The organism is Paenibacillus pabuli NBRC 13638 (assembly GCF_001514495.1).
GTDB classification, from domain to species: Bacteria; Bacillota; Bacilli; order Paenibacillales; family Paenibacillaceae; genus Paenibacillus; species Paenibacillus pabuli.
The window spans coordinates 94,794-109,019 of record NZ_BCNM01000008.1 but is presented as its reverse complement, the minus strand read 5'-3'; the positions used below and the strand labels follow the sequence as shown (position 1 = coordinate 109,019).

The window sequence follows — 14,226 nt, the reverse complement described above, 5'->3', positions numbered from 1 at the left end:
GAGATGTTCAGCGCAAATCTTATAGATAAGGGTGATTTATGTGGACCGAGGACTCATTGTGTTTTTGAACGGCACCTCAAGTTCTGGAAAATCCTCCATATCGACTGAACTGAAAAATCAGAAAGATATTCCTTTTTATCATTTATCAATTGATGATTTTTTTAATAATTACAATGAGTTTGTTAATAAAAAATTTCCAGATGAACCTACAAGAAAATTAGATGCCTTTTCCCAATACCATAAAACTCACAAAAGTTCATTATTAGCTGAGTACACTTATCTGCCCTTGATATCTGACTTGGGGAAAGCAGCAATTTGTTATTTCGGCCAACTCATCCGGAGATGAACGTTGATGAAAGTCCTTATGTTAATCCGTTCTTTTTTTTCATTTGGCCCTCTAAACAGTATCTTATTTTGACATGATTTATAGCTATTATAAACGTATCAAGTGAAATAACAAATCATTTGATTAATTCAAAATAAAAGAGATCATTGGAGGAATGAAAATGAGTACGATCATTGGTAATGAAAAAATTGCGAAAGAAGAATACCGTCCTATTGGAAGGATGGTTGCTTATTGGGTTGTCACAATAGTACTCGCATTCTCCATTGCATTAAGCGGTATCGGGCAACTGATGCGATATGGGGGGAATGTCGATCTAGTGACCGATATTGGTTTCCCTTTATATGTCACGAACATTCTTGGAGGTTGGAAATTGCTTGGAGCCATCGCGATCGTAATGCCAGGTTTTCCCCGGCTTAAGGAATGGGCTTATAGCGGTCTCTTTTTTCTAATGACGGGTGCTGCCCTATCCCATGCGTTCGCTAACGATTACGGCGATTACGGATTTCATATTATTCTTCCGCTTTTCTATGCCGTGCTTGGCATTGCCTCCTGGGCGCTGCGTCCGAAAAGCCGCAAACTGTAATGGGTAGGGAAATAACACAAAGCCGTGAATGGCTCGAGAAGTTAGTAGGGAACCATGTCGAGGGACAAGAACATATTCCTATTGAAGTCGCTATTATAGCGGCTTTTTTAAACTTGTTTACTTACCTGCTCCAGCATCGTTTCGGTATGTAATCCAGCTTATGGAGAAGCACCTTAAGCACAAAACATATTAAAGCCGAGAGGTGAGGCCATATTCCTCCACCAGCCGAGTAAATAAAACCTTATCAAAGTACCTTGCAATGTTGAGTAAAATAACATATTATTATTAAGTACTCAATTAAATTGAGTAATTGATCTGGAGGTAATGCCTTTGAATGCGGAAATGCTGAAAGGAACTATTGATCTCCTCATTCTGTCTGTGCTTGTGCGACAAAACAACTATGGTTACGAAATCTCTAAAGCAATCAAAGAACAGACAGAGGGCGAGTTTGAAATTCAGGAAGCTACGCTTTATCTTTCCCTGAAGCGGCTAGAGAAGCAGGGAGCGATTACAGCTTACTGGGGAGACAAAAGTCATGGAGGACGACGCAAGTATTATTCAGTAACAAACGACGGTCAGAGCATGCTAAAAAAATTTATTGCGGACTGGGAGAAGACAACCGAGATCGTTAATCGATTCATTTGAAAGACGGAGGTGATAAAATGACGAATTTGACACGAAAAATATTCAGTATGGGGGAGCTGAAATATGGTTGGTTACTACTCATTTCCATCGTTATATGCATCGCTACATTCTACGTTGATGAACATTATGATCCCGGCGATCAATTTTGGTTATCAATAGCCTACTTTACATCTTTTACGTTGGCAGCTATTTGGGGCGGTATGAACTACGTCGGACATATTCGAATGAACAATTTATTTCGGAAGCAAAACGATATTCATACTTATGTCGATCAACTCGCGTTAAGCGGGGAGGACAAGTTGGAGTTGAAGAATTATTTAGAGGATTTTGCAACGGATCTCGAACTCCACGGCATGATAAAGGAAGAGGCTGTTAAGGAAGCCATTAACCAGTTTAAAGCCAAAGAGTTCCTTACCATGTCAAAATATACGAGTCCGTTCGAATCTCATGGTCATCATTATTTACTTGGTTACGGATTCTTGGCTATTGCAGCTTCTGTCTTCCTTGTACTGATCGATTATGTTTTTCCATCGTTCTCGCTATTTATGTTAATTATAAAAACCGTATTAGCAGTTTACGGCACTTGCTTCTTTGCTTTATTGATCCTGTATAAAGTCTTAGACAGAATTATTTTCTGGAAAATAAAGGACTATTTCTCTTGAGAAAATAAGGAGTGTGATGACGAATGGAACATTGGATTACGGAGATGATGGACGCTTACGGGTACCTGGGCATCTTTCTACTCATTGCATTGGAAAACTTATTTCCCCCGATCCCTTCGGAGGTCATCCTGACATTTGGCGGGTTTATGACCACAACATCAGAAATGACAATACTCGGCGTCGTCTTGGCTGCAACTGCCGGCTCGATTGCCGGAGCCATCTGTCTCTATGGTGTCGGAAAGATATTTTCGACCTCTCGGTTGGAAACGATTATCACGACTTATGGTAAAATTCTACGACTGAAGCCAGAAGATATTCGGAGAGCACAGGCGTGGTTTAATAAACATGGCGCAAAGGCAGTATTCTTCGGACGCTTGGTACCGTTGATCCGCAGTCTGATTTCCATCCCTGCAGGTAGTACGCATATGAGTTTTCTCCCGTTCCTTCTTCTCACAACTTTAGGATCCTTAATCTGGAATATCGGTCTCGTCTATATTGGGGCTGCCGTCGGAGCATCCTGGGATTCTATTGTGGGTTACATGGATATATACTCTAATGCGGTTTATGGTCTTTTAGCATTTAGCCTGGCAGTCTTTGGGTTTATATTTATTCGTAAACGGATCATTAAGGTCCATGGAAAAAACAACGAAAGAAAAGTATAAATGCTATGATACATGATCTTGTTAATCTGAGGATACTCCCATTATCAATGAATCTTTAAGCAATGTGATCATAATCATTTCATCCGACTATGGTCCATAAGCCATTCTAAAGAAGCTGTTACTTTTTAACAATCGGCCCGCGGGAGTAATCCAGGAAGGGAAGAAGCAATAACGAAAGGCTGCCGTGTAATATCATCCCCTTTAAGCAGACAGGTTAAAGCGCATTAAAGTCTACTTGGAGGGGATTTTTCTATGGGCTAAATACGAAAAATCTATGATATTGAATTTAAACGAAGCGCTCGCAGGACATCGGTGCCTGTTTTTAAGCCAGGTCAACAAGTAATGTCGTAGCTTAAGTGACTACAGAATTTGTACAAGACCGGCCTCTCCCAGAATGTTTGATATGTATATCTTGTGGTCAAACTGTACTTTGTGCTTAGATACATCACGGTGAACCGTATCATAAGTGACGGCGAAAAATTGTCTTGGTGGGAGCCTCTGAGACCTTTAGTTTCAGAGGCTTTTTAGTTCTTTCTGACTAGAAAATAACCCGATAATTTCCATGTGGTGATACGGATGATCCACCAAGGCCTCTCTTTCTACTTGCTGGGCATAGGAATACCGAGAGAGCGCTCAATCTATCCTTCGTTAAAAATGGTTGAGCGAAGCTTTAGCTCCGTGTTGCCTGAACTCCTTATAACCATGTTGCCATCAGGGCCGTAAAATCAACCGTCCGACGGGGCGTACTTACCCACGTCCGGCTCGAATGCCGCTCCACTCGCCAGGTCCAACTCCACGTGGGTGGTTCCTCGATCGTCGGTCAGCACGATCATTTGCGACCCGACGACGGGAACGCGGTCGTCGCTGGTGCGCATGTGTGCTGAGACGACACGAGGAGCACCGTCAACGATATAATTTACCTCAACCGTGAACAACGGGAGATTAAAGAGCCAACTGTTAGTAAAATGGACGGCGCTCAACGTCCCGGTGCATGACGAACCTTCCACGCGGAGTCGCTCGATGTCCGCCTGACGCCGCCGGGCGTGGGCTATAGAGCCGGGCAACCGCAGGAGTGCGATGGCGGCCCAGAGGGCGAAGGTAGCTCCGACGACAGCGCCGAGCTCTTTCGGGATCGTCGGCGATGTCACTATGGCCTCAAAGTCAAAGGGGCGCGACAGGTCGCTTTTCAGCGTCCAGAACAGGAGGACTCCCGCAACTGCTGCGAGCCCTCCTGCTACCGATAGCGTCTTGAACAGGCCTGCCACCCTGATCTGTCCGAACTGCTCAATCGATCGGGAGTACACTACACCGGTCATACCGATCGCGACGAACAGCAGCAAAACGGCAACGCCCACTGTGACCGGATGACCGAGGAACATGCCGATCGCCGGTGTCGGCGCCATGCCGAGCAGTGCGCCGAACGGCACGGAGCCTGCCAGCGCCCACAGGGATGCGGCTGTAAGCAGCCACGGTATCAGCGGAGCTGCGCGTCCGATGTGATGTCCCGGCCGTAGCATAGTCATTCGTCCGTTCTTATCCATGGTGGAGAACAGCGGCAGCGTCTCCATATGTTCTTGCTGCCCGTGCTTCTGCTGACCCTTCGCAGCATCCCTCATCGACATCGCCCCCCCGAGGAAGAAGATACTCGTACCCTGAGCGGCGGAGGGGGATTCCCCGCGACGCTGCCGGGACGATCCACTATAAAATGGATAAGTTTCTTTCATTTTTCTTCCTCATTATTGAACGTTTTTTTGTAGGTGTTATGATATTCTAGGTGCCGTAATAGAAAGTTCAACTTCCTGTTATCTTTGTACTCAGCCATACATAACTTCACCCCCAATGTTCCATATCTATATTTTACCACTATAAGGTTGTCCGCTGTAGCCCCGTTAAGCTGAACCGTATCGTAAATACCTGCAAAGGTGCTTTTCCTGTGACGGTTTTTTAAATCTGATAAATCCTTAATGGAATGAGTGGTGTAGAACCCCATGTAAACGGTATCTAAAATATCCATAAAGGCGTAAAAATTTCAAAAATTTATTTTAGAAAATTAATTACTCACTACTGTGAAACTGGTTCATATCTGGTATAATAAAAATAATTATCAGGAAATACATTGAATTATAGCTAAACTATAAAAAGATGAAGAGGATAGGTGGAACGGCCAATGGCGAAAATAGATCGTCATACTTTTCAGACCAGAACCAGACATATGTCTGCCGATTTGAAGCAAAAAATTAACTCCGGAGCTTACAGTCCGGGAGAATACCTGCCTTCTGAGTTGGCATTAACAGAGTTGTACAAACTAAGCAAAAATTCCGTAAGGTACGTTCTGGATGAGCTTGTTCAGGAGGGATTGATTATTAAAATTCCCCGGGTGGGCACACAGGTGGCAAAGCCTACAGCCAAGGAAACCATCCGTTTTGGCGTTTACCCGTCGTTATATAAGGAAGCGGGGATGGAGGAATTGATTGAACGATTCCACGAGAAATATCCACATATTCATGTGGAAACGATTGAGCTTCCTTACATGAATTCGGACAGTATCGCCAACCTCATCAAACTAGGGATTGTGGATGCATTAACGATCAACCTGCAGGATATGTACCAATTCCAGGAAAGAAAGTACCTTGATTTGCTTGTCGACCAGGATCGACACGATCATATATATCCTTTTCTTACACCTTATTTTGAGAAGGAATCGGGTATTTTGGCTGCCCAGCCTTTCGTGTACTCACCCGTTATTTTGTGTTACAACAAGGAGCACCTGAGAGAGAAAAGACTTGGAGAACCTAACAGCAGTTGGAGCTGGGATGAGCTGGCAACGCTGCTCAGGGAGCTCAAGGCGCCTCATCGCTACAGCATTGCTTTTCAGTTATTTTCCATGAACCGATGGCCTATTTTCTGGATGCAAAATGAGGACGATCCATCTTCGCTCGATTACAGTCCAGCCCAGAACGGAACATCCCTGCCTACAGAAGGATTACGCTGGCTCAGGGATCTTGTGACGGAGGAAGGAATATTTCCGCTTGCCTTAGCCCAAGGTGAATTCGAAGCGGAGAAATTGTTCAAGGAGCAGAAGGTATCGGTCATGCTCACCACGTATTACATGCTGAATGAGCTGAAGAATGCGAATTTTTCCTTTGATATTGCTCAACTGCCACATTTTAAGAATGATCGGACACTCCTTCTGTCTACAGCTATTGCTCTCAGTGCAGAATCGAGCCATAGGGATACGGCAGCCTGCTTTGTGAATTATCTCACTTCAGACGAGGCACAGACCTATATCAGACAGCACACATTCAGTTTACCTGCAAGCAGATATATTACGGAAACGTTTTCTGTAGAGCTTAAAAACAAACCGTCCAGGTTGGAGCTTCATCGAGATTACAGTTCGAAATATACGACGTATCGAGAGATGTCGATATCCATGCAAACCCAGATCCGTTTCGGAGAAATTCTAAAGCAGTACATGTCTTATTTAACGGATGAAGAGGGACTCGCTGAAGTGTTGCTTCCATCCAACAGTCTCAATTCATAAAAAAACATATAGCAGCTCCAAAAAAAGCACTGCCCTTGGGTAGTGCTTTTTTTGAGATTTTATATGAACTACAAAAGAACCAGTTGACAGATAATGTGGCATATGCTAATTTCTTATTGAAAATAAGTACCACATATGATCCAATCATAAGGATTTAACAAGGAGAGGTGACCTTATTCGGATGAAGACCGTGGCTGAATTGGAAGCAAAGCTTTCGGAGGCATCAGACCGGCTAATCAACGACTTACATAAAGTGGACGGGGATCTTCTTATTTTAGGCGCTGGTGGAAAGATGGGTCCAAGTCTTGCTAGATTGGCCGCGGAAGCCATCAAGGCGGGAGGAATGAACAAAAAGGTGACAGCTGTATCCCGATTTCAGGATCAGGAGGTGAAGAACGATCTAGAAAGCGCTGGAGTAAAGACGATTTCCTGTGATCTTTTAGACGATCAAGAGTTCATGCAGCTGCCTGAAGCGGACAACGTCATATACATGGCAGGCAACAAATTTGGTACAACGGGTAGAGAATATTTTACGTGGGCAATGAATACTTACTTGCCCGGAAGAGTGGCAGAAAAGTATAAAGATTCGCGGATCGTCGTTTTTTCTTCAGGGAATGTTTATCCCTTCTCCCCAGTGGGTCTCGGCGGAGTAGATGAATCGGTAACCCCTGAACCTCTCGGTGAATATGCACAATCCACACTGGGGAGAGAGCGGATATTTGAATACTTCTCTCACAAGTATGGCACGCCGATGCTGATGTATCGTTTGAACTATGCCATTGATTTACGCTATGGGGTGCTGCTCGAAATTGCCAAAAAGGTGCACGAAGGCAAGGAAGTGTCGCTTGCGATGGGGCATGCCAACGTAATATGGCAGGGAGATGCCAATGAAATTGCGTTAAGAAGTCTGCTCAAGTGCCAGAGCCCTCCCGAAATTTTGAATGTAACCGGCCCTGAAACCATTTCGGTTCGCTGGGCAGCGCAGCAGTTTGCCAAACGGTTCGGTCTTGCACCATCGTTTGATGGAAGCGAATCCGAAACGGCTCTACTCAGCAATGCAGCCAAGGCATATCGAGAATTCGGTTATCCGAGAGTAAGCTTGCTGGAAATGATTGATTTCATTGCCGAATGGGTTGAATCAGGCGGACATACGTGGAACAAACCAACCCATTTTTCGGAAAGGAAGGGGAGGTTTTAGTGCACAAAACACAAGCATCACTTACCCCGGAGCAGGCATCTGCTCTCCATGAAGGCCTGGTCATCCCGGCTCATCCGCTGGCCTTGAATGAACGCAGAGAGCTGGATGAAGTTTATCAAAGACTGCTGACAAAATACTATATCGCTTCAGGAGCCGGCGGAATTGCGGTTGGCGTGCATTCAACCCAGTTCGAGATTCGGGATCCCAGCGTTAACCTCTATGAACGGGTGCTCCGCTTGGCCGCGGAGGAAACGGAGCAAGCCGGCCTGCAACGGCCATTCATTAAAGTGGCAGGCATCTGCGGGGACATGGAACAGGCGACGAAAGAAGCTGAGATCAGCAAAGGCCTCGGATATGATGCTGCCCTGCTGAGCATGGGTGGACTTGACAGATGGAGCGAGAAGGACCTGCTTCGACGTACGGAAAGGATAGCCGGAATCATGCCGGTGATCGGATTTTATCTTCAACCTTCCGTCGGCGGCCGTATGTTGAGCTTCGCTTTTTGGCAGGCTTTTGCCGAAATCGATAATGTCGTCGCCATCAAAATGGCTCCTTTTAACCGATATCAAACCATCGATGTCGTGCGCGCGGTTTGCTGCTCAAGCCGTCGGGATGAAATTGCGCTGTACACGGGAAACGACGACAACATCCTCATTGATCTACTCACTACCTATCGGTTCCAAACGGAAGAAGGCACCATTGAGAAACAGATCGTGGGCGGGTTGCTGGGTCACTTCGCTGTCTGGACACATAAAGCGGTCCAGCTGCTGGAAGAAGTGAAACGTCTCCGCAAGCAAGAGGGATCGCCGTTGTCACCGGAATGGCTCACGCGCAGCGTGGAGATCACGGATGCCAATGCCGCTCTTTTTGATCCCGCCCATCAGTTTGCCGGCTGCATACCAGGGATACATGAAGTTCTACGAAGACAGGGTCTCATGAGAGGGATCTGGTGCTTGAATCCGCAGGAGACCTTATCCAAAGGACAAAAAGAGGAAATCGATCGTGTATACCGCCAGTATCCTCACCTCCATGATGACGATTTTGTGAAGCAGCATCTGGATGAGTGGCTTAGGCTTGCTTCTCAGCCATGAATATCGGAATTATCGGACTTGACAGTTCGCATGCCCTGGCATTCACCCGTATTCTTCACGAAAGCCAGGAGACTCTTTTTTCAAATGTGACCGTGACGGCCGCATATGCGGGCGGATCTCCGGATTTTCCGCTCAGCGTGAGCCGTGTTAACACTTTCGCTGCCCGGATGACGCAAGAATACGGAGTGAGATTGATGCCCACCGCTCAGCACGTTGCGGAAAGCACCGATGCTATCCTTATCTTGAGTGCCGACGGAAGGGTGCATCTGGATCAATTCAGGGCAATCTGCCTTTACCGGAAGCCTGTATTTATCGATAAGCCTTTTGCATTGACAACGGCAGATGCAAGTCAAATCATCAGACTTGCAGAAGAGTATCAAACCCCGTTAATGAGTGCTTCAAGTTTACGTTATGCAGAAGCCCTGCCTGAATGCACAAGAGGGGACATATTGGGTGTCGACGTATATGGCCCAATGCACGTTGAATCGACACAGGGGCATTATTTTTGGTACGGCATCCATGCGGCAGAACTGCTGTTTCGAATCATGGGCCCCGGATGCAGGGAAGTGACCGCCTTTTCCACAGATCACAACGATCTCATTACCGGAACCTGGAAAGAGGGGAGAATGGGAACGATCCGCGGAATCCAACGTGGTGCAGAGTCTTTTGGACTAAGCCTGCACACCAGAAATGCCACCAAGCATGTCCCGATTGAACCGAGTTATAAAGAACTTTTAAAGTCTGTCATGAATTTGTTCAAAAACGGTGTATGCACTGTTCATCCCTCTGAAACGCTGGAAGTCATCCGGTTTTTGGAATGTGCAGAGCAAAGCCGTATTCAAAAACGCACCGCCCTCATGGAAATGTGATATGGCCTTATATGGGGTGACCCTTGCATTCTAGTTAATCAGATCCACCTATCTGAAGGAGGAATGTTTGATGAAGCTGAAAAAGAGGATTTCCATGCTGCTTGCGACCACGCTGTTAACCTCGATCCTTGCCGCATGTAGCAGCGGTACGGACAAAGGCGGTTCTGCCGCCTTGCCGCCTCAGGAGCCCGGACAGTACGGTGATACCGGCGGCTTGACTTTGCCCCTTGTAGATGAACCGACTACCATTACTTACATGCTGCCAAGCAACGCGAAAGATCTCGGTCCGAGCAAACTGGTCGTCCAGGAGCTTGAAAAACGGACCGGCATTAAAGTTAACTTTCAAACCTATTCCCCGCAAACCTATCAGGATAAATTAAAAGTTATTGTCGCATCCGGTAAGCTGCCGGACATTTTTACAGGGTTAAAACCGGCCGAACTCAAAAAAATCGGTAGACAAAATGGTGTAGTTGCCATCAATGAATACGCCGATCAACTCCCTAACTTCCAAAAGTTATATATGGAAGAAAACGACTGGGTCATCAAATCCTTCGGCGATGAAGCCGGCAATGTATATACCTGGCCTATTTACAATCTGAATCGCAAAGTGAATCACGGATTCATGTACAGGAAGGATATCTTTGATGAGCTTGGTATTAAGGAATGGACAAATACGGATGAGTTTTACGAAGCTTTGAAAAAAGTAAAAGAAGCTTATCCCGATTCTTACCCCTACGCATCAAAAAGCTTGGCCAATATCTTCAGGGACTGGGCTTTCGGCTGGGGGCTCGGCAACACGGATCAGTACCCGGCCTATTACGATGAAAAAGACAGCACCTGGAAGTACGCTGCAGTACAGCAAGAGCATAAAGACATGCTCGATTTCATGAAGAAACTGTACAACGAAAAACTGCTTGATCCGGAATTTTTGACGGATACGCAGGATTCCTGGACGACCAAGATGACGACGGACAAATCGTTTGTCACATTTGACTGGATTGGACGCCTGGATCTCTTTTACAACCAGATCAAAGAGCAAAATCCAGACTATGATCTCAGGTATGCGAATCCCGTCGGACCGACCGGCAATATCAGAACACTGCCAGAAGTTTCGGATTTCAGCGTTGCCGTAGCCAAGAACAAAAATACGGAAACCTCGCTCAAACTGCTCGACTATCTGACCAGCCCATCCGGAAGTGAACTGATGACCATCGGGGTGGAAGGGGTTAACTTCGAATGGGGCGAAGATGGATATCCGGTATACCCTGAACTGAAGGATCTTCCACTTGTGGATATTACCGTGCTTGAGGATCGTTATGCCATGTGGCTGGAAGGAGCTTACCTAAGACCGGACCATCGAAGCATTTACTATCGTTTCTCGGAAAAAGAGCAGGAGGCGCAAGATAAAATCGTGAACGAGGATCGTTTCGAACCGCTTGATCCCATCCTTAATTTTACGGACGAAGAAACTTCCAAGATTGCCGAGCTGCAGACCTCGCTGCAAAAATCAGCTGAAGAATTTAACGCGAAATATATTCTTGACGCCGGATACGGAGATGCCGAGTGGGAAGATTTCAAAGCCCAAATCAGCAAAGGCGGCGTGGAGGAACTGATGGCGATTTATAATGAAGCTCAAAAAAGATACGATGAGTCCAAATAAAAGGCCTTAAGCCTGTGAATCAACAGGAGGGGACGATGCATGGAACGGTTCTCTCCTTATGGGAAAAGGTATTGGAGGCGAAAATCTTATGGCAGACATCGGCACGGAACATCCGACAGCTTATCATAAAGCAGTGCCAAAGAAGAGCTTCAGAAGCCGTTTTAGAAAAACGTGGAATCATATCAAGCGCGACAGGCAGCTGCTTCTGCTGTTTCTTCCTTGCATCCTATTTTACGTCATCTTTCGTTACGGGCCACTATATGGACTGATTATTGCCTTCAAAGACTACAGTGTGTTTACGGGAGTGCTTGGCAGTGAATGGGTGGGATTTGAGCATTTCATCAAGTTTTTTACGAACCAAGATTTCTGGATGCTGTTCCGGAACACGCTGCTGCTTGGGTTGTATACGCTTATTTTCGGTTTTCCTTTTCCAATCATGCTGGCCCTTCTTCTTAACGAAGTCAGAAACAAATGGTTTAAAAAATCCGTTCAAACCTTCAGTTATTTGCCGGCATTCCTGTCCGTCGTCATTATCAGCAGCATGATCATCGATTTTCTGTCTCCGAACCATGGTATTTTGAATCAAATGCTGGCTGCGTTCGGTTTCGAGAAAAAATACTTTCTCGTTGATCCGGGGTGGTTCCGTCCGATCTATGTCATTTCGGAAATTTGGGCGAACGCGGGATACGAATCGATCATTTATCTAGCGGCGATTGCGGGGATCAGTCCTACACTCTATGAAGCGGCCAAGGTGGACGGGGCCAGTCGTTTTCACATGATCCGTCATATTACGCTACCCGGATTATTTCCCACGATGCTCATCATGTTCATACTCAAAACCGGCTCCATGATTCGTGTCGGTTATGAGAAAGTACTGCTGCTCTACAATCCGATGACCTATGACGTTGCTGACGTATTTTCAACATATGTGTACCGTAAAGGACTGCTTGAATCGAATTACAGTTACGCAGCTGCTGTAGGGCTTTTCGAAGCGCTGGTGGCAATGGTGATGCTATTATCCGCTAATGCGATCAGCAAACGGCTGGGAGGAAACGGCTTATGGTAGGAGAGCGCAGAATATCTATTTTTGGAGTCATTAACACGCTGGTACTCATTCTTGTTGCTGTAGCGACACTCTATCCCATCGTGTACATTACAGCCGTTTCTTTAAGCGATACAGCAGCGGTCGTTCAGGGTAAGGTGTTCCTTTTTCCAAAGGGTCTTAACTTGGAGGCTTATGTCGAGGTGCTTAAAAATGACACGATCCCAAGAGCCTATCTGAATTCAATTTTTTATACGGCATTCGGTACGTTTGTGAATTTACTCTTTACGGCTGTCGCCGCTTATCCATTGTCCCAAAAAGGATTTTTCGGACGTAAGTTCTTTATGATGACCATTGTTCTAACCATGTTCCTGAATCCCGGCATTATTCCCACTTATGTGGTCGTGCAGCAGCTGGGGTTAACGGATTCGGTTTGGGCCCTCGTGCTTCCCAATGCCATCTGGACAATGGAGCTGATCATTCTAAAAAGCTTCTACGAAAACATGTCTTCCCAGATACGCGAAGCGGCCCTGATCGACGGCGCTTCCGAATACCGGATTCTGTTCAATATTGTTATTCCTTTATCCAAGCCTGCGCTTGCTTCCATCGGTCTTTTTTATTTCATGGGGCATTGGAACAGCTTTTTCCTGCCGCTGATTTACCTGAACGATCCGGATAAATACCCTTTGCAGGTTGTGCTGCGGGATATGTTAATCTACAGCGCAGAAAACGACGCGGGACTCGTGGATCGTTCAGCTCTGGCCCCTCAGTCCATCAAAAATGCAACCATCGTGCTTTCCATGATCCCCGTTCTGCTCATCTATCCATTTGCCCAAAAGTATTTCGCTAAAGGGGTGATGCTCGGTTCGGAAAAAGGCTAAATAGACATAAGGAGGAGCCATATCGAATGAAAACCGTTGCCGCGAAGGAAGGAAAAGTCACGATACTGCAAGAGGAGATACCCGAACTGAACAAACGACATGTCCAAGTGAGAACGGAATATTCAGGTATTAGTCCCGGTACGGAGATGAGTGCCATTAAGAGATCTGGCTTATCTCCCGTATATCTTGGCTATAGTGCGGTCGGGATTGTGGAAAAAACGGGAAGTGAAGTCAGGGATATTCTTCCGGGAGATCGAGTGGCTTGTTACGGTGTGCCTTTCGTAAGACATGCAGAAGTGATTTCGGTACCGACCAATCTGGTAACCAAAGTGCCTCATCATGTCAAACCTGAGGAGGCCGCATTTACAGGGCTCGGGGCTATTGCCATACATGCGCTGCGTACAGCCGACGTGAGGTTCGGCGACAAGGTGCTTGTCGTTGGACTGGGTATCCTCGGTAATCTTGTCGCCCAAATTGCCTCAGCGGCTGCATGCCACACTGCTGCATACGATTTGAGCGAAGCACGGGTGCAGCTGCTTCAGGGGCAGATGGGAATTGAAGCAGGCTTTTCAAGTGAAGAGGAAGTGGAACGTTTTGTGTTGAACGAGACGGGGGGAGTCGGATTTGATTCCATCCTCTTGTGTGCTGGCGGACCCGGAGAAACATTGATTAACAAGTCGCTTGAGTGGCTTCGTGACCGGGGGAAAGTCGTGATCGTTGGTGATTTGTCCATGGAGTTTTCAAGAGATTTGATGTTTCGCAAAGAAGCGCAGATCCTGATCTCGAGAGCGGGCGGGCCCGGAAGGTACGATATGCAATACGAGAAAGACAATCAGGATTATCCCATCGGTTTCGTGCGGTGGACGGAAGGAAGAAATATGGAAGAGTACGTAAGGTTGCTTGCCGATAAGCGAATCACGGTAAGTCCTGCCATCACGCATATGTTTGCGTTGGAAGAGGCGTTTGAAGCCTACGGAAATTACCAATCCGACTCGGCTCAAGGGGCACTAGCTACGTTGATCAAGTATTTTTAATGACATGAGGAA

At 46.3% G+C, this 14,226-nt stretch carries 14 protein-coding genes; 13 read left to right on the top strand and 1 reads right to left on the bottom strand.

The features are described 5' to 3' along the window. The first annotated feature begins 40 nt into the window (after nucleotides 1-40). The 5 genes from PPA03S_RS32295 to PPA03S_RS12735 all read left to right on the top strand — a co-directional run bounded on the left by PPA03S_RS32295 (nucleotide 41) and on the right by PPA03S_RS12735 (nucleotide 2,898). Complete coding sequence (locus PPA03S_RS32295) at nucleotides 41-346, top strand: phosphotransferase-like protein (RefSeq protein WP_082704133.1); 306 nt, start codon at nucleotides 41-43, stop codon at nucleotides 344-346. A 160-nt stretch (nucleotides 347-506) separates the two neighbouring features. Beyond that, on the top strand, nucleotides 507-929 hold the full coding sequence (locus tag PPA03S_RS12750; protein ID WP_062323388.1) for a DoxX family protein: 423 nt from the start codon (nucleotides 507-509) through the stop codon (nucleotides 927-929). 342 nt (nucleotides 930-1,271) lie between these two features. Next, complete coding sequence (locus PPA03S_RS12745) at nucleotides 1,272-1,574, top strand: PadR family transcriptional regulator (protein WP_245683594.1); 303 nt, start codon at nucleotides 1,272-1,274, stop codon at nucleotides 1,572-1,574. Nucleotides 1,575-1,591: 17 nt separating this feature from the next. Then, entirely contained in the window at nucleotides 1,592-2,236 is a 645-nt protein-coding gene (locus tag PPA03S_RS12740) for a hypothetical protein (RefSeq protein WP_062323384.1), read from the top strand. A 23-nt stretch (nucleotides 2,237-2,259) separates the two neighbouring features. Further along, nucleotides 2,260-2,898, top strand: a complete 639-nt coding sequence (locus PPA03S_RS12735) for a DedA family protein (RefSeq protein WP_062323381.1) — start codon at nucleotides 2,260-2,262, stop codon at nucleotides 2,896-2,898. A 725-nt stretch (nucleotides 2,899-3,623) separates the two neighbouring features. Here PPA03S_RS12735 and PPA03S_RS12730 read toward each other — a convergent pair. Beyond that, nucleotides 3,624-4,514, bottom strand: a complete 891-nt coding sequence (locus tag PPA03S_RS12730) for a hypothetical protein (protein ID WP_062323627.1) — start codon at nucleotides 4,512-4,514, stop codon at nucleotides 3,624-3,626. Nucleotides 4,515-5,065: 551 nt separating this feature from the next. On the opposite strand from PPA03S_RS12730, the gene PPA03S_RS12720 reads away from it, so the two are divergent. The 8 genes from PPA03S_RS12720 (at nucleotide 5,066) to PPA03S_RS12685 (ending at nucleotide 14,214) form a co-directional block, all read left to right on the top strand. Next, on the top strand, nucleotides 5,066-6,439 hold the full coding sequence (locus tag PPA03S_RS12720; protein WP_062323377.1) for an extracellular solute-binding protein: 1,374 nt from the start codon (nucleotides 5,066-5,068) through the stop codon (nucleotides 6,437-6,439). Nucleotides 6,440-6,620: 181 nt separating this feature from the next. Beyond that, nucleotides 6,621-7,637: an NAD-dependent epimerase/dehydratase family protein gene (locus tag PPA03S_RS12715; RefSeq protein WP_062323374.1), complete on the top strand. Its 1,017-nt coding sequence runs from the start codon at nucleotides 6,621-6,623 to the stop codon at nucleotides 7,635-7,637. Then, nucleotides 7,637-8,728: a dihydrodipicolinate synthase family protein gene (locus tag PPA03S_RS12710; protein WP_062323372.1), complete on the top strand. Its 1,092-nt coding sequence runs from the start codon at nucleotides 7,637-7,639 to the stop codon at nucleotides 8,726-8,728. The genes PPA03S_RS12715 and PPA03S_RS12710 overlap by 1 nt, the downstream gene beginning before the upstream one ends. Next, the gene (locus PPA03S_RS12705; RefSeq protein WP_062323370.1) at nucleotides 8,725-9,597 is read left to right on the top strand and encodes a Gfo/Idh/MocA family protein; all 873 of its coding nucleotides are present in this window, start codon (nucleotides 8,725-8,727) and stop codon (nucleotides 9,595-9,597) included. The genes PPA03S_RS12710 and PPA03S_RS12705 overlap by 4 nt, the downstream gene beginning before the upstream one ends. Nucleotides 9,598-9,667: 70 nt before the next feature. Continuing rightward, nucleotides 9,668-11,257, top strand: a complete 1,590-nt coding sequence (locus tag PPA03S_RS12700) for an extracellular solute-binding protein (RefSeq protein ID WP_062323368.1) — start codon at nucleotides 9,668-9,670, stop codon at nucleotides 11,255-11,257. 88 nt (nucleotides 11,258-11,345) lie between these two features. Next, entirely contained in the window at nucleotides 11,346-12,323 is a 978-nt protein-coding gene (locus tag PPA03S_RS12695) for an ABC transporter permease (protein WP_062323626.1), read from the top strand. Then, nucleotides 12,317-13,180 carry a carbohydrate ABC transporter permease gene (locus PPA03S_RS12690; protein WP_062323366.1) on the top strand — a complete coding sequence of 288 codons (864 nt, stop codon included), beginning with the start codon at nucleotides 12,317-12,319 and terminating at the stop codon, nucleotides 13,178-13,180. Before PPA03S_RS12695 ends, PPA03S_RS12690 begins: the two co-directional genes overlap by 7 nt. Nucleotides 13,181-13,206: 26 nt before the next feature. Continuing rightward, a complete protein-coding gene (locus tag PPA03S_RS12685; RefSeq protein WP_062323365.1) occupies nucleotides 13,207-14,214 on the top strand; it encodes a zinc-dependent alcohol dehydrogenase in 1,008 nt (335 codons plus the stop codon). Nucleotides 14,215-14,226: the final 12 nt, after the last annotated feature.

Coding starts and splice junctions, on each gene's coding strand:
- PPA03S_RS12750 (WP_062323388.1), top strand. CDS start 507: ATGAGTACGATCATTGGTAATGAAAAAATTGCGAAAGAAGAATACCGT.
- PPA03S_RS12745 (WP_245683594.1), top strand. CDS start 1,272: ATGCTGAAAGGAACTATTGATCTCCTCATTCTGTCTGTGCTTGTGCGA.
- PPA03S_RS12740 (WP_062323384.1), top strand. CDS start 1,592: ATGACGAATTTGACACGAAAAATATTCAGTATGGGGGAGCTGAAATAT.
- PPA03S_RS12735 (WP_062323381.1), top strand. CDS start 2,260: ATGGAACATTGGATTACGGAGATGATGGACGCTTACGGGTACCTGGGC.
- PPA03S_RS12730 (WP_062323627.1), bottom strand. CDS start 4,514: ATGAGGGATGCTGCGAAGGGTCAGCAGAAGCACGGGCAGCAAGAACAT.
- PPA03S_RS12720 (WP_062323377.1), top strand. CDS start 5,066: ATGGCGAAAATAGATCGTCATACTTTTCAGACCAGAACCAGACATATG.
- PPA03S_RS12715 (WP_062323374.1), top strand. CDS start 6,621: ATGAAGACCGTGGCTGAATTGGAAGCAAAGCTTTCGGAGGCATCAGAC.
- PPA03S_RS12705 (WP_062323370.1), top strand. CDS start 8,725: ATGAATATCGGAATTATCGGACTTGACAGTTCGCATGCCCTGGCATTC.
- PPA03S_RS12700 (WP_062323368.1), top strand. CDS start 9,668: ATGAAGCTGAAAAAGAGGATTTCCATGCTGCTTGCGACCACGCTGTTA.
- PPA03S_RS12695 (WP_062323626.1), top strand. CDS start 11,346: ATGGCAGACATCGGCACGGAACATCCGACAGCTTATCATAAAGCAGTG.
- PPA03S_RS12690 (WP_062323366.1), top strand. CDS start 12,317: ATGGTAGGAGAGCGCAGAATATCTATTTTTGGAGTCATTAACACGCTG.
- PPA03S_RS12685 (WP_062323365.1), top strand. CDS start 13,207: ATGAAAACCGTTGCCGCGAAGGAAGGAAAAGTCACGATACTGCAAGAG.